This window comes from Undibacterium sp. MH2W (genome assembly GCF_049340215.1).
In the GTDB taxonomy this organism is placed as follows: Bacteria; Pseudomonadota; Gammaproteobacteria; order Burkholderiales; family Burkholderiaceae_D; genus Undibacterium.
In genome coordinates, this window is sequence record NZ_JBMPPA010000011.1 from 14073 (window position 1) to 35403 (window position 21331).

General features: G+C 47.4%; 26 protein-coding genes and 1 pseudogene. 7 read left to right on the forward strand and 20 right to left on the reverse strand.

Going from position 1 to position 21331, the window contains the following annotated elements; all coding sequences use genetic code 11:
- Positions 1-8 precede the first annotated feature (8 nt).
- The 6 genes from ACO0K2_RS18435 to ACO0K2_RS18460 all read left to right on the forward strand — a co-directional run bounded on the left by ACO0K2_RS18435 (position 9) and on the right by ACO0K2_RS18460 (position 5737).
- Positions 9-122, forward strand: a complete 114-nt coding sequence (locus ACO0K2_RS18435; RefSeq protein ID WP_423021607.1) for a DUF2256 domain-containing protein — start codon at positions 9-11, stop codon at positions 120-122.
- Positions 119-1453 (forward strand): DASH family cryptochrome, encoded by a 1335-nt coding sequence (locus ACO0K2_RS18440; RefSeq protein WP_423021528.1) that lies wholly within the window; start codon positions 119-121, stop codon positions 1451-1453. The genes ACO0K2_RS18435 and ACO0K2_RS18440 overlap by 4 nt, the downstream gene beginning before the upstream one ends.
- A 3-nt stretch (positions 1454-1456) precedes the next feature.
- Complete coding sequence (locus ACO0K2_RS18445) at positions 1457-2989, forward strand: cryptochrome/photolyase family protein (protein WP_423021529.1); 1533 nt, start codon at positions 1457-1459, stop codon at positions 2987-2989.
- Positions 2990-3063: 74 nt separating this feature from the next.
- Positions 3064-4341, forward strand: a complete 1278-nt coding sequence (locus ACO0K2_RS18450) for a glycosyltransferase (RefSeq protein ID WP_423021530.1) — start codon at positions 3064-3066, stop codon at positions 4339-4341.
- Between the two features lie 226 nt (positions 4342-4567).
- Positions 4568-4951, forward strand: a complete 384-nt coding sequence (locus ACO0K2_RS18455) for a hypothetical protein (protein ID WP_423021531.1) — start codon at positions 4568-4570, stop codon at positions 4949-4951.
- Positions 4952-5053: 102 nt separating this feature from the next.
- Positions 5054-5737 carry a DUF4272 domain-containing protein gene (locus ACO0K2_RS18460; RefSeq protein WP_423021532.1) on the forward strand — a complete coding sequence of 228 codons (684 nt, stop codon included), beginning with the start codon at positions 5054-5056 and terminating at the stop codon, positions 5735-5737.
- A 111-nt stretch (positions 5738-5848) separates the two neighbouring features.
- On the opposite strand, the gene ACO0K2_RS18465 is transcribed toward ACO0K2_RS18460, so the two are convergent.
- Both ACO0K2_RS18465 and ACO0K2_RS18470 read right to left on the reverse strand, forming a co-directional pair.
- On the reverse strand, positions 5849-8242 hold the full coding sequence (locus ACO0K2_RS18465; protein ID WP_423021533.1) for a TonB-dependent receptor: 2394 nt from the start codon (positions 8240-8242) through the stop codon (positions 5849-5851).
- A 195-nt stretch (positions 8243-8437) separates the two neighbouring features.
- Positions 8438-10063 carry a mechanosensitive ion channel family protein gene (locus tag ACO0K2_RS18470; RefSeq protein ID WP_423021534.1) on the reverse strand — a complete coding sequence of 542 codons (1626 nt, stop codon included), beginning with the start codon at positions 10061-10063 and terminating at the stop codon, positions 8438-8440.
- 208 nt (positions 10064-10271) lie between these two features.
- On the opposite strand from ACO0K2_RS18470, the gene ACO0K2_RS18475 reads away from it, so the two are divergent.
- Complete coding sequence (locus ACO0K2_RS18475) at positions 10272-11009, forward strand: tetratricopeptide repeat protein (protein WP_423021535.1); 738 nt, start codon at positions 10272-10274, stop codon at positions 11007-11009.
- A gap of 557 nt (positions 11010-11566) precedes the next feature.
- Here the strand turns inward: ACO0K2_RS18475 and ACO0K2_RS18480 are convergent.
- The 18 genes and pseudogenes from ACO0K2_RS18480 to ACO0K2_RS18565 all read right to left on the reverse strand — a co-directional run bounded on the left by ACO0K2_RS18480 (position 11567) and on the right by ACO0K2_RS18565 (position 21256).
- Positions 11567-11935 (reverse strand): hypothetical protein, encoded by a 369-nt coding sequence (locus ACO0K2_RS18480; protein WP_423021536.1) that lies wholly within the window; start codon positions 11933-11935, stop codon positions 11567-11569.
- Positions 11936-12526: 591 nt separating this feature from the next.
- Positions 12527-13012 carry a hypothetical protein gene (locus ACO0K2_RS18485; RefSeq protein WP_423021537.1) on the reverse strand — a complete coding sequence of 162 codons (486 nt, stop codon included), beginning with the start codon at positions 13010-13012 and terminating at the stop codon, positions 12527-12529.
- Between the two features lie 76 nt (positions 13013-13088).
- Positions 13089-13457, reverse strand: coding sequence for a hypothetical protein (locus tag ACO0K2_RS18490; RefSeq protein WP_423021538.1), 369 nt, complete (start codon positions 13455-13457; stop codon positions 13089-13091).
- 102 nt (positions 13458-13559) lie between these two features.
- Positions 13560-13922, reverse strand: a complete 363-nt coding sequence (locus tag ACO0K2_RS18495; RefSeq protein WP_423021539.1) for a hypothetical protein — start codon at positions 13920-13922, stop codon at positions 13560-13562.
- 24 nt (positions 13923-13946) lie between these two features.
- Positions 13947-14192, reverse strand: coding sequence for a hypothetical protein (locus ACO0K2_RS18500; protein WP_423021540.1), 246 nt, complete (start codon positions 14190-14192; stop codon positions 13947-13949).
- A 41-nt stretch (positions 14193-14233) separates the two neighbouring features.
- Positions 14234-14454: pseudogene (locus ACO0K2_RS18505) on the reverse strand (IS6 family transposase); the annotation flags it as partial.
- Positions 14455-14528: 74 nt separating this feature from the next.
- Positions 14529-14927: a hypothetical protein gene (locus ACO0K2_RS18510; RefSeq protein WP_423021541.1), complete on the reverse strand. Its 399-nt coding sequence runs from the start codon at positions 14925-14927 to the stop codon at positions 14529-14531.
- 66 nt (positions 14928-14993) lie between these two features.
- Positions 14994-15197, reverse strand: a complete 204-nt coding sequence (locus ACO0K2_RS18515; protein WP_423021542.1) for a hypothetical protein — start codon at positions 15195-15197, stop codon at positions 14994-14996.
- Positions 15198-15534: 337 nt separating this feature from the next.
- Positions 15535-15948, reverse strand: a complete 414-nt coding sequence (locus ACO0K2_RS18520) for a hypothetical protein (protein WP_423021543.1) — start codon at positions 15946-15948, stop codon at positions 15535-15537.
- Between the two features lie 449 nt (positions 15949-16397).
- Positions 16398-16772, reverse strand: a complete 375-nt coding sequence (locus ACO0K2_RS18525) for a hypothetical protein (protein WP_423021544.1) — start codon at positions 16770-16772, stop codon at positions 16398-16400.
- A gap of 40 nt (positions 16773-16812) precedes the next feature.
- Positions 16813-17043: a hypothetical protein gene (locus tag ACO0K2_RS18530; RefSeq protein ID WP_423021545.1), complete on the reverse strand. Its 231-nt coding sequence runs from the start codon at positions 17041-17043 to the stop codon at positions 16813-16815.
- A 408-nt stretch (positions 17044-17451) separates the two neighbouring features.
- Positions 17452-17727, reverse strand: coding sequence for a DUF6881 domain-containing protein (locus ACO0K2_RS18535; protein WP_423021546.1), 276 nt, complete (start codon positions 17725-17727; stop codon positions 17452-17454).
- A gap of 105 nt (positions 17728-17832) precedes the next feature.
- The gene (locus ACO0K2_RS18540; protein WP_423021547.1) at positions 17833-18633 is read right to left on the reverse strand and encodes a DUF4272 domain-containing protein; all 801 of its coding nucleotides are present in this window, start codon (positions 18631-18633) and stop codon (positions 17833-17835) included.
- A 95-nt stretch (positions 18634-18728) separates the two neighbouring features.
- The gene (locus tag ACO0K2_RS18545; protein WP_423021548.1) at positions 18729-19193 is read right to left on the reverse strand and encodes a hypothetical protein; all 465 of its coding nucleotides are present in this window, start codon (positions 19191-19193) and stop codon (positions 18729-18731) included.
- A 124-nt stretch (positions 19194-19317) separates the two neighbouring features.
- On the reverse strand, positions 19318-19857 hold the full coding sequence (locus tag ACO0K2_RS18550; protein ID WP_423021549.1) for a nucleotidyltransferase family protein: 540 nt from the start codon (positions 19855-19857) through the stop codon (positions 19318-19320).
- Positions 19858-19951: 94 nt separating this feature from the next.
- A complete protein-coding gene (locus ACO0K2_RS18555) occupies positions 19952-20227 on the reverse strand; it encodes a DUF6881 domain-containing protein (protein WP_423021550.1) in 276 nt (91 codons plus the stop codon).
- A gap of 114 nt (positions 20228-20341) precedes the next feature.
- The gene (locus ACO0K2_RS18560; RefSeq protein ID WP_423021551.1) at positions 20342-20710 is read right to left on the reverse strand and encodes a hypothetical protein; all 369 of its coding nucleotides are present in this window, start codon (positions 20708-20710) and stop codon (positions 20342-20344) included.
- A gap of 99 nt (positions 20711-20809) precedes the next feature.
- A complete protein-coding gene (locus ACO0K2_RS18565) occupies positions 20810-21256 on the reverse strand; it encodes a hypothetical protein (RefSeq protein WP_423021552.1) in 447 nt (148 codons plus the stop codon).
- Positions 21257-21331: the final 75 nt, after the last annotated feature.

A 21331-nucleotide genomic window follows, 5' to 3' on the forward strand; every position in this document is an offset into this window, starting at 1 on the left:
CGACGAAGATGTGTCCTCATTGTCAGCGCCCTTTTGCATGGCGCAAAAAATGGGAGAAAGTGTGGGATGACGTGAAATTTTGTTCAGAGCGATGCCGAAGAGAAAGTAGAGCAAAAGCATGATGACGGATAAGAACCTTACCCCACAAGCTGAGCACAAGCATGCCGTCGCCATCTATTGGTTTCGCCGGGATTTGCGTCTCGAAGATAATCCGGCACTGTTGAAAGCTTGCTCTGAAGCGCAGTCGATGGTGTTTGTGTATTGCCACGCTGCACAGCAAACCACACGCTGGGGATTCCCGCGTCTAGGTGTCCATCAAGCGCAATTCATCGACGCGGCACTCGCTGAACTGAAAAGACGTTTAAACCAACTCGGCAATGATTTACTTGAAATCGATGCCAGCGCCAGCGATGGTCTGCCCCAACTCGCGAAGGAGCTACACGCGACGGCCATTTACTGCGAAGAGATTGCTGCACCAGAAGAGGAAAACGAGGTCACCGCGATTCGACACGCTGGCATCGAGGTCCACGCCTTTTGGCAATCAAGCATGCTCTCGCCTGCCGATTTACCATTTACGATCAACCAGCTGCCAGAGGTGTTCACCCATTGTAGAACATTGATTGAAAAGGCGGCCGTTGTACCGCCCGCGCCCTGCCCTGCACCGATGGCGATACCACCGTTACCTGCACAATGTGATGCGATCGCTCATCGGTGGAAGCGAAGTACAGCACCGAATGCGGTGCCGCCAAGTGATCCGCGCTCCTCTTTTCCTTATACTGATGCGCGTTTTCTAGGACATGCCTCAGCGGCACAGCGTCATCTCCAGCAGTATTTGCAGCGCAAGTTAGCACATACCTACAAAGAAACCCGCAACCAGCTTACGGGTATTGATTACTCAACGAAATTCTCACCATGGCTCGCATGCGGTGCCCTGTCGGCGCGTCAGATTTATCAGGCACTGAAGGAATTTGAATCCGAACACGGCGCCAATCCGAGTAGTTATTGGATCTGGTTTGAATTGTTATGGCGTGACTATTTCCGTCTCTTGCATCTGCAATACGGACAACGTCTTTATACTGCCCGTGGATTGAGTCAACTCCCCCCGCCATCCCATGACGCTGCGCAATTCAAACGATGGTGCGAAGGTCAAACAGGAGAAGCCTTGGTGGATGCTGGCATGATTGAGCTTGCCACTACTGGTTATTTATCGAATCGATTACGGCAAATCGTCGCGAGTTATCTTATCTATGACCTTGGCTGTGATTGGCGCGCTGGTGCTGCGTGGTTTGAGGCACAATTGGTTGACTACGATGTCTACAGCAATCAAGGAAACTGGCTATACATCGCAGGAAGAGGTACCGATCCACGTAACGGACGTCGCTTTAATGTACAGAAACAAGTGCATGATCACGATCGTGATGGAACCTACCGTCGCTTATGGCTTGGAGATTAACGAATGACAACAACAACGATACGACTGATTCTCGGTGATCAGTTAAACCTCCAACATTCATGGTTTAGCGACGTCGCTGATGACAAGTTATATGTCTTCATGGAAGTACGTCAGGAGACCGATTACGTGCTGCATCACGCACAAAAAATCATTGCGATCTTTGCAGCCATGCGCGAGATGGCGCGACAGCTCAGCGCGCAAGGACACCGTGTGCATTATTTGCGTATTGATGATCCTGCCAATTTACACTCCATTCCGGCCAATATCGACCTGTTAGTCGCGCAAGAAAAAGCGCAACGTGTTGAATACCAAATGCCCGATGAATGGCGGCTGGATGAGCAACTATACCACCACAGCCGACAAGCAGCGATCCCCTGGGTGATGGTCGATAGTGAGCATTTCCTCACAACACGTCATCAAGCCGCCGATATCTTTGCCGCCCGTAAGCAATGGCTTATGGAGCATTTTTATCGGCAGATGCGAGTACAACACCAGGTATTGATGGAAGGCAGCAAACCCGTTGGCGGACAATGGAATTACGATCACGATAATCGGAAGGCGTGGCGCGGCACACCCGCTGAGCCGGTCGATCGTCGACCACTGCATGACCATAGCGCACTGTGGCAAGAGATTGTCGCCGCTGGCGTACAGAGTTTTGGCGAACCACATGAAAAGCAAAGTCGTTGGGCATTAAACCGTGAGGAAGCGCTCGAGCAACTTACTATTTTTATCGACTTCGGCCTACCGCATTTTGGGGATTTCCAAGACGCTATGAGCACAAAGGCGTGGCGACTTTTCCATTCCCTTCTGTCATTTGCACTCAACGTCAAAATGCTCTCACCGCGAGAGGTGATTCAACGCGCCGAAGAGGCGTATCACACAGGTCGCGTTCCGCTGGCAGCAGCAGAAGGCTTTATCCGGCAAATTTTAGGCTGGAGAGAATACATTCGCGGGGTGTATTGGGCACACATGCCTGCGTATGCAGAAAAGAATTTCTTTGACCATCAACGCCCCCTCCCTGCTTGGTTCTGGACGGGTAAAACGAAGATGAATTGTTTGTCTCATGCCATCGGTCAATCGTTAGAACAGGCGCATGCACATCACATTCAACGTCTGATGGTGATTGGTAACTTCTCTCTTCTTGCGGGATTGGATCCACATGCCGTACACCAATGGTATTTGGGCGTGTATATCGATGCGTTTGAATGGGTGGAATTGCCCAACACCATGGGCATGAGTCAATTTGCAGATGGCGGACTACTCGCCACGAAACCTTACGTATCCAGTGCTGCCTATATCGATAAAATGAGCGACTATTGCAAAGGATGCCATTACGATAAAAAGTCACGCCTTGGTGATGATGCATGCCCGTTCAATGCCTTGTATTGGGACTTCTTTGATCGTAACCGACAAAAACTAGCAAATAATCCTCGGATCGGGATGGCGTATCGACAGCTGGAAAAAATGGATGACAAAGCGATCGCTGATTTTCAACAACAGGCACAAAAAATCATTGATCGTATAGAGACCCTCTGACGGTGCAGCTTGTTGCTAACCATGGGATAGCGACAAACACACAGGTAATCCATATCACAAAAAGGCACAACCATATGAAAATCGGGATGCAGACCTGGGGCAGTCATGGCGACATCCGTCCATTTTTGGCGCTTGCGGAGGGGCTTCAAGCGGCTGGTCATCGTGTGACCTTGTACATTACGTGCTTTGACAACGAATCCTATGCCAAAGTTGTTTCAGCGAACGGCGTCAACATTCAATTAGTCGCCTCTCCCGTGATGGATGTCGCCGAGGGCGAGCGTATCGCACAACTGGTCTATGAAACGCGCGATCCGATGAAGCAGGTGGCGACTATTTTGGAAACCGGTTTCGAACCCGCCGAAGACGAGATGTTTATCGCTGCACAGCAATTGTGCCAAGACAATGATCTGCTGATCGGACACTTCTTCATGCATCCTTTGCAGATAGCAGCTGAAAAAGCACAAAAGCCGTATGTCAGCATTGTGCTAGCGAATGTCGTTGTCCCAACGGCTTACAGTAATCCCCTTGGTATCAACGCGTTGGGGCGATGGGGACATCAGTTGATCTGGTGGTTGACGCAATGGGGGGTTCATCGGGCGATTCAGCGGTTTCCGAATCGCCTCCGTCGCCAAATTGGTCTGCCGCCGATCAGTAATGTGATGAGAGATGTGTGGATATCCAAAGCACTGACACTACAAGCGATCAGTCCACAATTTTGTCCATCACAACCGGATTGGCCTGCCTCGGTGAAAGTCTGCGGTTTTCTTGACACGCCTAATCTGAGTATCGAGGGGACGCTGCCAGATCACTTGTCTGACTTTCTTCAACAAGGTCCTGCACCTGTCTATATGACGTTTGGCAGTTGGATGCCGCGTGATATCAGCCTGCAAACAGCGACGCTGGAACTGATGACACAAGCAGCTCGACAAGCGGGTTGCCGAGCGATTATTCAGAGCCCTACGCCCGCCCAATGCGGGTTTGTGTCAGATGCGCAGATTTTCTACATCTCCGCTGCTCCTCATCATCTGATCTTTCCACATTGCTTGGCAGTCGTCCACCATGGCGGTGCTGGGACCACCCAAGCAACAACGCTCGCAGGCAAGCCATCGATTGTCGTTGCCCATATCAGTGAGCAAGAATACTGGGCACGCGAAATGCAACAGATCGGCATTGCAGGACCATACACTAAACGCCGCCAACTCACGGTGCGCAAGCTGGCACAACAGATACGTTATGTGGTTGAGCGCCCTGACATGGCCACCACAGCGGCCGATGTCGCCGCTGCGATGAAAAAAGAAAATGGTGTCGCTGAAGCGGTCAAACTCATCGATCAATTCATTGCAAACAATTAACGTTCATACGCTTCACAGACTAAGACCCAACTTCATCCCTTGATTCCCTTAGACGGCGACGTTGAGCGCCACGACGTTCAGCTATCCCGTCTTAGATGCACTTCATCATGCCGTTTTTACCGTTTATCGCATGTCGATTGTTGTAGCGCATCTCAAAACATAAGATGCACTCATCAACAAAAACATCGATACAAAAAACTCATCAAGACCTCAAGGGAGAAATATCATGAAAACAACTACACGTCATCTTTTCGCGTTACTGGTTCTTGTCGCTATTGTGATCACTGCTGGATTGTATTTTTACTCGCCACCGACCGTGATCATTGGTGACGAAGAAATCGTCGGTGTGGCTGGTTTTGGTGCGACGGTCATTGGCTTACTCATCGCAGCCATTGCCTGTGTTTTCACCTTCATTCTAACGAGCGCCATCTTGGCGGGTGTATCAGCGTTATTGATTATCATTTTTGCCATTGTTGCCGCTGCTGTCGCCGTGGCAGTCGCCCCACTCTGCTTACCACTGTTATTGGTGGTTGGGATCGTGATGTTGATCAGACGCAAAAAAGCACCTGTCGTTGACACAATCAGTCACGACCATGTTGTGCAGCAATAATTCAAGTCTTTGAACCCTCATCCGGAAGAAAAAACTGCCCATCATCTGCAAGTACGTCAGCGGCACTGGTACAATCTGTGACCTTTTTTCTTCCGGCTCTCTATGAAATCCCCAGAACTGCGCAAAGAATTATCAGAACTGGTGCTGCACAAACGTGGTATCCGTATCAATCTGCAACTGCCTCTGATCGAAAGTGAAGACGAAATCGTGCTGCGAGACGCAGATACGCTAGCAGCACGTCTTCTTGCGCTGTGTCTTTTACACCAGTTCGCTCACAGTGACGACGAACAAAAAACGACCGCCGCCGCAACATCCACGTTAAACGCGAAGCTTGGTTCATCATTACATACATGCTTTTCAGAAAATGAGCGTGCCTTATTATCCCCGAGCGACGCCTCCAGCAGCCCCGATTTGCTCGATCAGCGTGCACTCAATGGTGAAGCATTGCGCTTTCTACTATGGGCAAGTGGTCTCGTACCAACGATAGGCATGCCGGATGGTCAGGCAATCGATGAAAAAACGCAATCAGCCATCATGGCTATCACTCAACACCCCACCCATCTTGCGCAGCAGATCAAGGTAAGAAGTAAATCAGCGATATTAGACTGGGCTGATTTGTTGTATCGCCTCCATTGGGCGGTACGCCACGCGCATATCACTGGCAAGCCAACACCAGGCAGACTCGACGCGGATGCCGTCCACGAATGGCACAAGGCAGTAAATTGGTTGATCCGCTATGACGACGAGGACGATTGGGATCGTATCAGTACTGAAACAGCGGGATAACTTGAGCCAATAACGCTGGCAACAATCATCATCACCGAGAAACAAAAAAGCGGCAGCTTCTTTCGCTGCCGCTCTCAAAAAACGCTATGCGTTTCTTTCCTACTCCCTTGATTAGAACTCAGCCCCAAACGTCGCGAAGACCTGACGTGGCGCAATAGGGTAAGTATTGTACGTACCACTTGCTGCGCCAACAACGACGGCTGCAGCACCCGTAATCTGGTTCAAATTCGTGACGTTCAAACGCAATTTTGCGTTCTTCATGAAGCCAGTATTGAGAGATGGTAATTTCGCTGTCACGCCTAAATTCAGCATAAAGTAGCCACCGACATGTAAGTCATTGGTATATGTAGCATAACGACGCCCTACATAATCACCCGACAACTGTGTCTCGATATCACCAAAGGTCGCTGTCGCAACGACCTTGTCCATCCACTGCGGCGCGCCTGGCACCTGCTTACCAGACGTAGGCACCACGGTGCTGCCATTTAAGTAGTTATCGCCATACACAGAACGATTATAGGAAAACGCATTATAGAGACTGAAGTTTTTACCGAAATGCAGCGTACCGGCAATATCGATACCATCCGTCGTTACACTACCCACGTTTGCCAAGACAGGATTACCACCGACGATCGCGGAGATCACGGATGTCGGGCTAATCTGCAACAGACGATTACTAAAATCAACGTGATAGAGATTGACCTGACCATCAATTTTATCCAATGCGCCCAACTGAACATCGCGCTTACCGCGGATACCCATCTCATACGTCACGGATGATTCTGGCTGGGCCGTATTTTTAAACAGATCAAATGCAGACTGGCTTGCCAAACTCCATGGTGATGCACCGCCTGCGCCGTAGGTCACGAACTGACGCATATTTTTTTGGATATTGGCAAAGAACTGGTCGCGTGGATTGATATCCCACAAAATACCTAACTCAGGCAAGAACCATTTCTTCGTATCGATTTTACCGACGGGCAAGGCGAGTGAACCACCAGAAATCGCACCCGGTAAAGGTTGAACAGGGAACTCGCCATCAGCGAATTGCAAACTTGATTTAAAGCCAGCTTGAATCGCCACGTTGGGCTTCACACGCCATTCATCTTGCAAATGCAACTGCACCACATTATTCGTGATATCGCTACCGTATTGTGTAATCAATGGATTTGTTGGACGCTGATATGGCGTACTCGGATTATTTACATCCAAAGCAAACCAACGACGGTATGTAGAGGAATTGTTATGTTCCCACCAACCACCAAACTCCAGTTGGTGCTCACCCAAATCCATGTGTACTGTTGAAATAATGCCTGGACGATTAATCACATATTGCGTCGCTCGGGTTGCGTAACCCGAATTACCAAAAATCTGTTTGAGATTCTGACCCGGGAAGTAGACGTTAAACAATGCAGGCAATCCAGCGGCACCAATTGGTCCCGCAACGACACCCACACCATCGTCGTGATGGAAGTAGACCTGGTTAGTCCAGCTCGTGGTCTGACTGACATTCCAATCATATTTGGCATAGGTCAGGTAGTCGGTACGCTGCGCATCGCTGTAGTAGTTGTGATAGTTGGAACCATCTGCCGCTGGTGTATTACCCGTGGGCGACAAATAAGCCAATGCAGCGCCGAAATTGGGATACAAAAATGGCCGTGTGTAGGGTGCACTGCTTTCTCCTGCCACATGTACTGTAGCATCCTCATTGGGCTCAGTCTTGTCACTGTAATTGAGGAACAGTGTTAATTTGCCGGCGTCAGTGCTATGAACAAACTTGGTGTTCATTTGGTTGCCACTTTGCTTGCCGTCGAAATCCCAGGCTTTCGCCTCTTGATGAAGTCCAGAAATATAAAGACTATTGCCATTCCCAAAATTGCCCGTATCGAAACGAACAAAGGTGCGCGACGCATTGTGACTGCCCAAAGTCTGTTGCAGACTTGTCGTTTTGGCGGCTAATGGATCACTGGAAAACACTTCAATCGTACCGCCGAGATTACTGGTAGAAGGTGTCGCCAGATCACCGGCGCCAGATGACAGCACGACGTTGCGGACGTTTTCACTGATGACAGCACGCTGTGGTGATAAGCCATTGTAGTTACCGTATTGTTGATCACCCAATGGCACACCATCCATTGTGTAACCGAGTTGTTGACCGTTAAAACCGTGAACGAATAAGGTCAGATTTTGTTCATTGTTACCCCAAGGATCTGCCGTTGAGAAACTCACGCCGGGTAAAGTCTCTAAACCTTTCAAAGGATTCATCCCCGGCAGTTGGCTTTGCAGTTCTTTGCTGCGCAATGACACCGAAGAACGTGTCGATTGTGATGAAATTTCGACGGTAGACACACCAGCGTCTGCATCAGCTGTTTTGGCACCATTCGCTGCTGGCGTCGATTGCGCGTGAGCAAATTGAGTCAGAGCCATCAGGCATGCAGCGGACATCGCTAATAAAGGAAAACGGGCTGGCAATCCCGGTTGTGTCCGGAGAGGAGAGATTTTCATGATGGATTGGATGGTTATGGTGAATGGTCGATGTTTTTTAACAACGAACCCAAAAACAATGAAAACCAGTTTTTCATTGTTTTTAGGCAATTTTTTGAATAGTGCGTAGCTTAGTAACTTTTTATGACTAGAACATGACCATTCAACAACATTCAAATAAAAACACTTCCCCCATGTGAAACACGATCTGAGCAATTACACCTCAGGCGGTGTTGCAGGTGCCTTATACCAGTTGCTTTTAGCGACGACTTTTTCTTTTTCTGGATCAGCCAAATAATGAGGCGACATAATTTGCACGCCATGCTCATTAAAGACGTCTTGAATATTGGCATGCAACAAGTTAATCACCTCAGCACGGGGACGCGGCTCGGTGGGAATCGCCTGGCAAATCAATAAATATTCCGGATAAAAATCGGACAAGGCAGTTTGAAATACTTTGGGTGACGGCTCCATTAATACACCCGGCGTTCTTTGTGCGGCCTCGATGAGCATCGCTTGCACTTGGCGCCACGGCGTGTTATAGCCAATCGTCACTTTGGTATCCACGACAAACCCGTCACCGGACACAACACGCGAATAATTTTTAGTCACACTACTCAAGACGTAAGAATTCGGCAAAGTGAGCTCCACCCCCATGCCGTTGCGGATACGGGTTGTGAACATACCGAGTTCGGTGATTGTGCCTTCGTGCTCTGCAATACGAATAAACTCACCCTTACGATACACACGAGAATAAGTCAAAATCAAACCACTTGCTGCCTGCCCCACCAAGCTCGACGCCCCCATCGACAACATCAAACCAACGAGAACCGACACGCCCTTAAACGCCTCAGTACCGGATCCAGGCAAATACGGATACGCCATGGCAAGCGCAAAGAGCCAGATAGCAATGGTCGCAATCCGTCGCGTGGGGCCCACTAGATCGGCGTCAAGCCAAGATACCTCAATTGAGCGATGTTGCACTAAATCGAAAAAGTGATTCACTGCTTTGGAAAATAACTTCGCAAGGACAAAAATCAAACACGCAACAAACAAATCAGGAATCGCTTTAAGAATCGCCCCACCCAGCATCAACAAGAGTCCAAACAGATAACTATTCAGATGCTCCCCCCATGGTCGGGTAAAAGGAAACTGCGACATCATGATGCCCAGCCACTGATAGCTGAGCAACAGAATCATCAGCCAGGTCAATAACTGAAATCCCTTTCGCATGATCCAATGTAGTCGCTCGCGACGGATCAGTAACACACCGACATCATTGAAACCTGCAATTTTTTCATGTGCGTAATTCAATAGCCGACGAACCGCGATGCGGCGTAATTTGATCAATCCGACAATCAAGCCGCCGTAGACAAGCGTTGCCGCCGTCGCATAAGCCAAGGCACGCAAAATCGCCGTGAGATGATGACTTTCCTGAATTTCAGACAATGATTGATTAAGCGTATTCACCGCCTTCTCCGTCACGCCAGCCAGTGTCTCTTGCTCAAAAGGATCGATATCTTCTGGTGCAATATAAAAACTACCAGCGCCATCAATTTGCACCAGCATGCCCGGCGGCACACTGATGGCGGTCGCGCGATGCTCCCCTGCACGTTCTAGTTGCTGGGCGATACGCCCCTCTGCCCGCTTTGCCCGTTCAGCGGGTGGCATCCCAAGCACAGTACTACGAAAAACCACGATATCACGATTAAAAATCGATACGCTTGCCTCGTCTATTTTCTCTGTGGGCGGATTACCCTTCGCATCGCCTGCCCAAGAATGATTAAATGGGAAAACAAGTAGCATTAATACCAACAGCCAGCATGATTTAACTAATTTCATTTTTGTCTCATGTCTTTGATAGAAAAACGTTGGTCGAAAAAATACGTGTAGATAAAGACAGACCGCGCTTTATCCCTTACGCACAAAATATCATGCTTTACTGATGCATATCTAGCAATACGAATGAAAATAAAGGTAAACTACCCTTCAATCTTAAATCAAACCTGACTACAATTAACTCGTTATAGTTTCTTGTCCGGAGCATGCCATGCGTTCCCACTCTATGACCCTGCCACGTACGATCGCTGGTGTTACCTTGCTTCTCATGATCGGCGCGGGTTTCCATTTTGCCCACGCAGATGATAGCGATAGTGCCGAAAGTAAATACGCTGAAAACGACTACGACGCCGCTGCAGAGGCGTTTCGTGCTGCCGCCGAACAAGGTGATGCTAACGCACAAACAAGCCTCGGATTAATGTATCTCAAGGGTGAAGGTGTTGAGGAAAACGAAAAGACAGCGTTAGAACTATTTGAAAAAGCCGCTGCGCAAGGTGACGTCAGAGGCGAAGTGAATTTAGCGCGCATGTATGCCAAAGGAAAAGCTGGACTCGTTCCTGATTACAAAATGGCCGTCTCTTGGTTTGATAAAGCGGCTGAACAGGGCTATGCCGACGCGCAATATAGCCTTGGTGTTCTCTACGTAACAGGTAATGGCGTGCCACTCAACTATAAAAAAGCACAAACATTATTCTCGCAAGCAGCAGATCAAAACAACACCAGTGCCCAATATCAACTCGGATTGATGAATTTCAAAGGCAAGGGGATGCCGGTGAATATGGTTGAGGCCTACAAGTGGTTATCCTTGGCGGGTGAGTATGACGATGCACCTGTCTACCGAGATTACCTGTCGCGAAATATGAACCAAGAGCAAATCGACAAAGCTGTCGCACTTGCAGATGACTGGAAGCAGGAATTTGCACAAAATCAGGAAAAAACGGAGCAATAAAACGGTATTCACCGGCACCTTCCGTGATAGTTAGCAAAATCATTAGTCTCTCAGTAAACGAAAAAAAAGCAGCGAATACGCTGCTTTTTTTATTCATTTTTCCATCATGATAATGAACGTAGGAATGGTCGATGCGCGATAAGCCATCTAATCGGCATGAGAAACGCATATTCCTTTTTCAGAGATTGTGCGTCCTCTTCTCCGAGAGAAATTTGTGGATAAATTTCTGGTAGACCATTAACGAGATAAGCGAAGTGCATGATGTTCTGCTCCTTGGTGGCGCCAATCGGAACAGTGCTACTCATCTTTAGTCTGACGATGAATCGCCGCCGGGTGCTAGAGATAAAGTGTGACTATACCGAAGCTAACTATAAATAATGCGAGGTGATAACTGTTTTACGAAGATCACTGTCCGTCATTTTTTCTCCTGGTTCGTCCATCGGAATTTGCATCGTAGCGCAAATTATTATTCTTTTTTAAAAAACACCGCTCTCAATGTCTTTTTTCATTTGTCATTTCGCAACACCCCATCGCGCATCACAAATAACAAAAAGTATTTAAGCATTTTGCTTGGACATCGAATTCCAAGAGACACTGCGAACAGCAGGCTCCAATCCTAATCTGCTCACCACATTCACCAAGTGATTTCTCTTATGATCGCTGCACTGTACTTCTACATCAACGACAGCGATGGCACCATCGTTTCTGGATCCGTAATGAAAACCTTTGATCACACCGCAATCACGACTGAGCGATTGGCGTATCAGTGATTCCACATGAGCGATATCTTCGCTGCGGCAAGCGGCATGAATATGGTACAAAGACGCAACTGGATTGATCGTTGCAGGCACACTGGGGCGCAAACCATCCCGTGTTGGGATAGAAATTTGATGAAAAACAAATGAAGCTAAATCAAAGAGTGTCATAGCAACCTCCTTCTTATTATTGTCGGCATCATTCACGATGCCATGGCAGATCAACGAGACGAAAATGGTAAAGCAGTTTCTCTGAGACGATGTCAGAAAAAACGAGCAACCATGAGCCTAGTGGATCAGGGAAAAATAAAAAGACGGGAAAGCGAGTGACGAAAAAACGTCTTGTCAGATAGCCTGCATTGCGCACGCTACTGTAGAGGAAGGTCTATCAGGAAAGTGCAGAAATACGTGCGATTTCGACAGGGCAAGCCCGTCTCATCAATTGAAAATAACAACTACTACTGTCCATGACAGAAACCTTATAAAATGCAATAAACAAATTGTAAGCGTCTTGAATTTAAAATGTCAACGTTTAAAAATGTGATTGATCTCAAATCAAAGAAATCAATCGCACACACCGCTTTTTAAACGGATCAATATTCGCTTTTTGAAATGCGATATAGCTGTCAACTCGATGATTGATATGCCCTTCGGTTGTCATGACGTGTACTCGTTCATACTTGACTTGACACACGGTGATCGACAGATGACCGGCAGATTTCGACCCGAAGCGGACCGTCAGTACATTTAGCTCAAATGCCATTATTTGTTAAAAACTAGAATGTCATTATCAATCAAGACGCGAAACTGGGGGCCTTCTTCAGTGAATGGAATCCTGTTTCCCGCATCTGGCGCAATGTCATTGAAAACGATAGCCGTACCGTCAACTCTAGGTTGTCTCCCATTCAAGTGCGAATATTTTCCTACGTAATGAATATTCTCGGAAAAGACCAGCAACCTTGGCGTCGACCGGTCTGAACATCCCCAAATGGTCTCCAAGAGTACGATATGCCATGATTTACCTGAGGAGATTTTGACAATGCCTATGTATGAAAATTCCTCTTGGTCAAATTTCCCATTTTCGAAAAACAAGTCGTCTATTTTCTTCGCCTCGGCACGGAGTTTTGAAGTGATGGGTTCAGGGCCAATTATTTTTCGTATGCTTCGCTGCGAACCACATTGTACGTCTTCAGCGTGAACGGAATTGAGCGAGAGGAGAATGGTTATGAGAAGGCAAATAGCGCGCATGAGAATTCAAGAAAATAAGGAGATTTCGTCACAAACTTGTCATTGACGTTTGTTGGTCGCTTGACGCCGTTTGGCATTACGCATTTTCCGGTAGAGGCTTCGCCATGCCGATGTCTTTCCTGTTCCCATCAAGTACGGCTCCGTCATGTTCGATGACTAAAAATATGCGTCCTTCAGAACGGACGGAGATTCCACCGTTCTCTTTTTTCCAGAAATGTTCTCCGGTCACTTTCAGCTCTGAGATCGCTATAGCAAGTGGAGTTTCAATGACACCAACCAACCCGGGGTGTAACATAAATATGCATTCACCAGTATTTACTTTAAAACTGGGGGAGCCAAGCGCAAAACCAACGGGAAGGCTGTCTTTCGTTTCAAGCAAAAATCCATGTGTAAACTCCATCGTAGACGCCTCAACACTGAAAAAGATAATTGCAAAGAACTTCATTGTGCAACACAACGTGCATTTTGGGTCGACGATTCAACTGTCCGGTGCTAGCCGAATGCGGATAACTCTCGTTAAATAAATTTACAGCCCTCGCTGGGATTTTCAATCTTGAAATATCTGATAAATATGTCGTAATTCGAACGAAACAACGTCGTCGCATTTCAAATGATGCACTTCGCCGTGTGATAGTTCGTTATCGACAGTTCCTTGCAATTTATCGCCGTCAACATTCTTCACAATAACCCAGAACCGTTCTACGTCATTGGCGCAAATTTTGACGAGAGAACCCTCCCGCACCGAAGCGAGTTCATCTTGGGACGGTGCCTCAAAAGTTTCTGGATACAACTTGCTCAGTTCTTGCGCGTCATTAAAAAATACCATCTTTGAATAATACCCCAGAATAATTGTCAGTTTGGCAGCCCTGGTGCCACTCACACTCAGCGTCTGCTTCTGGCCGGTTGTCAACCGAGTACCTGACTACGCGCACAGTCATCCATCAATCAAAATCGGAACTGGCAACTGACTTCCATCTTCAAAGTTACCCAAGTTTTTACGCGCAATCAAAACCAATTTTTCGACCAGCGGAAATGGTAATTCTTCGGTAAACGAGAAAAATTTTAATGTGTTGTCTGCATCGCATCGAAAAATCTCCGCAAGCACATTTCCGTCCGAGTCTATAAGTTCGATACCCAGGCCGTCGCGCATAACATCTGAGGCTACTTGAAATCTATGCATTATTCATTTTCCTCGAAACTTCGAATGTCAGCTTCTGGCCGGCTTCTGCCAACCTTGCGTTTGTAGCGACGCGCGATCTTTTCCGACATCGGTAAGAACTGGCACGCCCAAGGATAAAAGAAGAGTGACTAACAAACACACCGCGTCCTTGCATCCTCTCTTCAATATGGCGATAACTCAAAGGATAAGCGGCATACCACCGTATGCAAAACAAAATCACTTCCAGTGGAAAACGTAAGCCTTTGGTGTTCAACGTCGTCATCAAAAATTATCGCTTGAATCAAACACCTTAGTTTAACTTAATCACTCTCTTTTCAAAATTAATGCGACAAAACCCTATTGCGTGTTCAGGGAAAAGTAGCGCTTTATCAACAAAACATCGTCCGTTTTCCACCCAAGATCGGGATTCGTTGCGGCTCGATGTAGTCGCTTTTCAAAGTTTTCACGCACTGTATCTAGCCGCAACAATGCTGGCTTAATTTCCGTACAGAATAGTGCTGCAGAACGAATGGTTGAGGTAACGGCGTCGCAAAGCACAGTCACGAGCACGGCGTCAATCTCACCGTCAAATTCCTCTGCTATCGAATCGCCTATAGCTCCCAAGCCATTCACGACATACAAATCCGGGCGGCCTTCGTCTGCACGCAAATTCGCCACATCAACGGACTCCGGCCAACGATGGAGGACCCGCTCGAGCAGAACAGCAAAATCAAGCTCGGAATCCGCTTTACTCATTTTCTAATTCTCCCATCAGTGTTGGATGCCATCAAGAGCCGTTACCTTTCATAGCAGCGGATTTCGTCAGTCGGCTGCCCCTGCGGCGGCCGCATTTCCATGAGGTGCCAAAGCTTCGGCGCGAATATGGCGCCTCATCAATGTGCGCTGATAGAAAAATACGGGGCTCATCAGAATTGCCATCGCCGGCCAATAGGCAATCGGCGGCAACCTTCCCAAGGGTTTGTATTTCAGCGAATAGAGTGCTGCCGCAATCGTGAGCACGGCCATACGACAATCATTGTTGGCTTTCTCATAGTTGCAGTACGCGCTTCCTGCAATCGTCCCGGACGCTCCGACAATGCAAAGGCCTGCAGTTCCGGAAAACGATAAAAGAAGGATATGCGCCGTACTTTCGCATTCTTTTTCTCAAGTCGCAGTGCCTCTGCTTGCTCAATGAGTTCACTACCTATTTGATTTGCTTGTTCGCGGGAAAGCATCGCGATTCAAAAATGGCCTATGACGAAATGAGCTAATCTTGCCATGAAATTATTGCAAATACAACATTAACTAGGCGATGTTATTGAGAGGCAGGTCTTGGTCGATTTCGGCCATCGTCCCGTTTCTCTTAATTCGAAACTGCGGGGCTGACTTTAACAATGCCTTGCTCATTTACAGAAACTATTTGCGTGCTCTGGACACCGCTTGTAAATCCCATTGAAAAGACAATATAAACAGTGCGGCCGCCAACCTCTTTCCAACCGGACTCGTAAGATATTTGAATTCCATTAAACAGGCCAGCCCTCAACTCTGCTAGTTGGTCTTGATTCAAGCTTACACGCCGCCCAAAAACGGAGACATTCATCGACAGTAGATGCTGCGCATTTTGTTCGCCAGATACTGTGACCGGGCCAGAGTTCCCAATACTGGCTGACGAAACTTGGAAGGAGCCAAGGCTTAAGACTCCTTCCTTAGAAGCTAATGCAAAAGTGGACATCGATAAAGTAAGTAGCGCAAAGACTATTTGGGCAACTATTTTCATATGGTCATCTCCCTTCCAAATTTCATATTCTGAGGCTTGCCGGTAGCACACCTGACATCTAAATAGCAATCCGCTCTGCAACGTCCGCTTCTGGCCGCGAACCGCCTTCAGGCAATTTCTGGACGAAACTCCCAACGAGCGGCTTCAACGCGAATCGTATCACCGGATTGGAGTTCAATTTCAAACTTCCCGTCTTGTGCTTGGATTGATTTATTGACCGATGAAGATGGCCCCCCAACTCTCACGTCTCGGAAGTTCGATGTTTGTAAATCCTTCAAACACCAGCATATAAGGTGGCAATCCAACAGGGCGTAATCGTATGTCGCATCGAGCCGCATCCCAGCTTATATAAATGGCCACCAAGGTAGCATCATGAATTGGAAGAGAGTCAAAGAGCATCGGATTTTCAATAGAATTTAAATGTCTATTTATGGCTGTTAGCCGAGAAGTTACGGTAAGTATGTTCCAGCAATGGGCGCGTCGCATCGAACAGTACTATCCACGCCTGCATCGATGAAATTCAACACACCCTGAACGGTATATTCAAGATCATCCTGATTGCAGAAATAATCGTCTAGCGTACCAAATTCCGTATATGACGAGCGATTAAATCCATACTCAATGTCGTTGTACCAAACAGCAGTGCGACCAATTACCGCTACCACCCAGAATCCGTCACCGGCTTTGCGATATGATTTTTCGGCCCATTTTTCGGGTGCAATTTTGATGACCTCCCATAGCCGAAAAATCTGCGGCGACATGCGACCTTCGGCCTTAATGATTTTGTCCCATAACTCGATTTCTGAAATCGGTGCCCAATCCATAACTTCATTTCCTTTTATCGACAACGGCTGCTTTTGGTCGCTACTTGACCAATTCCAGTTCAACTTCGTTTGGTGCAAATGCCATCAGCCATTGCGTTGCGCCGCTACCGTCACTGCATTCCAGTTCATAACCCGGTGGCGTCGAATAAATCTCTACGATGGTTGCCACATCTCCCACCACGGGCCGACAGAGATTGAATGCGTCATCAGATTCAGTGAGCGGTCGGCATATGGCAACGAGGCGAACAACATCATACTGCGCAAATTTCATTTGTGTGACTCCCCCATCAAGTCTGCTTCTGGCCAGCTCCAGTCTGACAGCAAATTTAAGAAACCCACTCTTGCACTACTGAAACTACTGTGACTGGCTTTCCAATTTGTTGCTTTAATTTTTTTGCTAAGCAAACGCAAATAAAATCTTGTGCCCTCCCCCATCCATCCGGGTCAGGGGCGAGCTCTTCAATTTTGTGCTCACACGTCGCTAAGTCGAACTCAACAATACCCTAATATTTTTTGTTATCGAATCCGTTGAAAAGCGATATGTAGCTGTTGCGTCGGATGTTGAAAGCAATTCCGCGAAATAGTGGCGTATCGACATTAGGTTGAACTGTTAAATTTCATCATCAGTCTAGCAGTTGCTCTTGGATGTCCGTTACTGGCCGATTTCGGCGCATGCAATTTATCGAACCACTGTCACCCACAATTCTTCGAAATCCGCTTCGCTTATTTCGACGCCCCCAAATTCACCAATCGCATTTATGTTATCAAGCGTTGGTGTCGGAGAGGAACCAAGCTCAACGCCAAGATTTGCTACAGATTCGCACGCAAAGCCACAACGCCCATCTCTGAAGAATTCCAGTTTTCGAATCTCATAACCATCCAAGCCAATCTCAGACACTAACCGAATTGGGTAGTTTCGATTTTCGTGCATCCACTTTACATCGATATATCTCATTCTGGATTCCTGTAATAAGCGTCTGCTGTTGGCCGGTCTCTGCAAGTTGCGATGACAAGGGAGAGGCAGCGCTTAGCAAGCTGTTCTCACTTCTCAGAACTGAGGCTAAGTATCGGTCGTCACATCGTCCCAGTCCGCGCCCATGTACCTAATGAGCCAGTTAAGGGCACGGTGTCGTTCCTCTATAATTTCCTCGTCAACGGCTGAATTTTTCTTGTTTTTGAGGCGAAGCTCAATTACTCCCCAGTGAAGGCGATAATAGTAGTCTGCCATATCAAGAATCTCGCGGATGCTCCGCGGCCTAGCATTCTTCGCGAGGAGCGCTGCTCTATTTTCCACAATTGTCTTTGTATCTTTTTTTACGTCACAGATGACATTTGGCGGAGGTAATTGAGCGTTGTACCCCAGGGCCCAGAGAAGCACTTCAAGTCCTTCATAACGCCAAACAAACTTAGTTTTGTCGTTTTGCGTCGGTAGAGGGTTCTTTATGAACATTAGCTCTTGCGGACTAAAATAATCTTCAATCTGCCAACGCTTAACGATTGACACAACCTCATCATGCGGCATTCCTTCGCCCTTAACTGCTGCCACCGCAACAGCAATAGCTCTCCTCGCAACCTTGTCCACTCCACGAGGCTTAATTTTCTTTGCATCCTCTGTAACTGGAAGAGATTCATTGATAGGCACACCCAGAGCAGCCACCATTTTTGTGAAATGCTCTTTCCTTCGCAGCTGGTCTTGAGTGGGTTTGGGGCTATCGAGATTCGTTCTGACATGGCCCTTCAGCGTGGATTCCGAAACAGTCGGATATATAGGTTCAACCGCGTACGCAGTCGACAAAACGAACATCGTGCAAAAAAATGGAAAACTAAGAAATCTCACGTATATCCGATATTGCTTTTTCATATTTTTATGATGCCCTTAAAAGGCCGATGGAAGCCTATTACAAGCTCTTGCCGCCGGAGGCAAGGCTCCACGTCAAGGCGAATCATACTAGTGCATTAACTAAAGATGCGTTCGAGGCAGCTTTTTTTACCAATAGTTTTATATCCCCAAAGAACGACAGGCGCAAAATTTGCTCCGTTGATGGAGTTCCCTTCATTTAATGCCTTGTTTACTGCCGCCAGTTCAGGACTACGGATTGCGATGTCAGAGAATTCTTCTCTTTGAATAACTCCTGATTGATAGCATTCGTTGGCTAGACTTAATGCCTCGATGTATATTTCCTCATCCGACAAAGGCAATTCTTGGTTAGTTTCTCTAACTATAAAATTATTGGAGAATGTGACCTGCGCGAGTTTTTCGATGACCACACGACCAAACGCGATGGGTAGCAAAGAAATCAACCGCTCTGCGGTACTCAAGGCAACGCCTGCGTTCTGAAGTCTCTCGACCAATACAGCGTCTTCGATATTTGCAGCTCCTACAAAAACGTTAATCTGTTCTAAAATTTCTTTTCGCTTCAAATGGAGCCCAGTCGTTATAAAAAAATGAATGATGCATGCTGCCACACAAAAATTGGCAAGGCAATATCAGTTGGGAGGTGCGCCTGAAGGACTGCTCCTGGCCGGCAGCGGCAAAGTACCGCGGTCAACCTGGAACTATGGAAAGCATCGGCCACCGTTCAGTAAATCGTTTTGATGTTACACGCTCCTTGAATACAGCGGCACTGGCTCGAGTTGGATTGTGCCTAACACGCAAATGAAACAAATCCTCCAAGCCGTGCGGCGCAACGACCTCGATAGTATCGTTCACGCTCAGTCTGACACCTACGCAAGTGGCATATTCAGGCCATGTTGCAATTCCATCTTCTAACGAGCGCAAGGGCTGCACCACTTCCGAGCGCGCGGCCAAGAACCATTCATGTACCTGAGCCTGGTTCGTTACTTCCCAGCAGGCTGAGGGAGCGAATTCCAAGAGCTGCTTTGCCAGTTCAGAGTCCCGTTCGGCGCCAGCGGTTTCATCGTAATACACGACATCCACGTCATCAATGTGAGAGGGCGTAGTAAATCCATGTAACTTATCCCACACCAGTGACCTCACTGCACCAGCGCCGATACACCAGGATTTCAGTTTCAGGCTCCTTGCCGCACGCAATAGCTCCATCAATGACGGATTAGAACGTACCATTTGGACGAGGCGTTCTTCTAATGCATTTTCATCTTCGCTCATTGGACTATTTTCGCGTAAAGGTCTGCTATTGGCCGATTTCGGCGCGTGCAATTTATCGCACCACTGTCACCCACAATGCTTCGAAATCCGCTTCGCTTATTTCAACGCCCTCAAATTCACCAATCGCATTTATGTTATCAAGCGTTGGTGTTGGAGCGGAACCAAGCTCAACGCCAAGAGTTGCTCCAGATTCGCACGCAAAGCCACAACGCCCATCTCTGAAGAATTCCAGTTTTCGAATCTCATAACCATCCAAGCCAATCTCAGACACTAACCGAATTGGGTAGTTTCGATTTTCGTGCAACCACTTTACATCGATGTATCTCATTCTGGATTCCTGTAATAGGCGTCTGCTTTTGGCCGGCTTCTGCCAACATTTTAACGTTTGCGATACTCGGCGGCTGCCACGCACAACGCATGAGCCGTCTGTTTGGTTACGTAGTTAGGCATTACGTGGACGTAAAAAATATGCAGCTGCAGCCACAGCGACGCCTGACGCAATTGCCCCACAAGTTGTTCTTAAAGGTGCATCTCCGAAAAACATGAGAAACGGTATAGCAAAGCCAGCGGCACAAGTAGCCAGCATGAGCGCGTACCTGTAAGGTCGCAAAATCAAGAAAATCGGGACACCGATAAGCAGCATACCCACAAAGGAAGCTGGAACCGCCAGCAGCAGCCCAAAGAAAACTCCCCAACCAAAGTCTGATGCAGCGCCCGCATCGGAACTTCCCAAGCCGGCAATCGCCAAGGCAGGAACGCTAGCGAAAGGAGCCAGTAAAAGTGACTTCCAAGGGAACGGTTGAATTTGCATATGGCCTAAAGCGTTGTATATCAAAAATTATCAATATAACATGGGCGGCTGCAATTGATCGCAACATGCCCTTTTAAGCTGCAAAGATGACACGCTAGACTAGATGTACCCCAAATTAACTTTTAAATCCTGAGGTGTGTGATCATTTCCCCATAAGGTTGCACCCGTTGCATTTAGAAAGTCTCTAAATTCACCAATTGTCGAAGGTGATGCGCACCATCTGTTACCCTCTCCAAGATTTTCAGTTTCTTCATTGCATGAATAAGTAAAAGTCACTCTCAGCTGTTGCATGCTGTCCGATTGGTCGTCGGGCTCTTGAATATCGAACATGACTTGCCGCGTAAGATCAATTTCAAAAAATTTTCCCTTGCCCCAGTCGCAAGTACCCCACTGAAAAAGAAGTCTATCTCCACCAGACAATTCGTTAGTGAAATCAATCCGGTAAGCAACATAGTTTTCAATTGCGAGAGCAAATAGTGCCTTTAAATCCTTGTTCTTAAAGGCATCCGACTGGGTTAAACACTGCTCAATTTCCTCAATCTTCATATTATTTTGTTTATTTAAATTCCATATATGAGTAGCAAAACGTTACGTCGGCAATTGGCCGAAATGGAACTCACT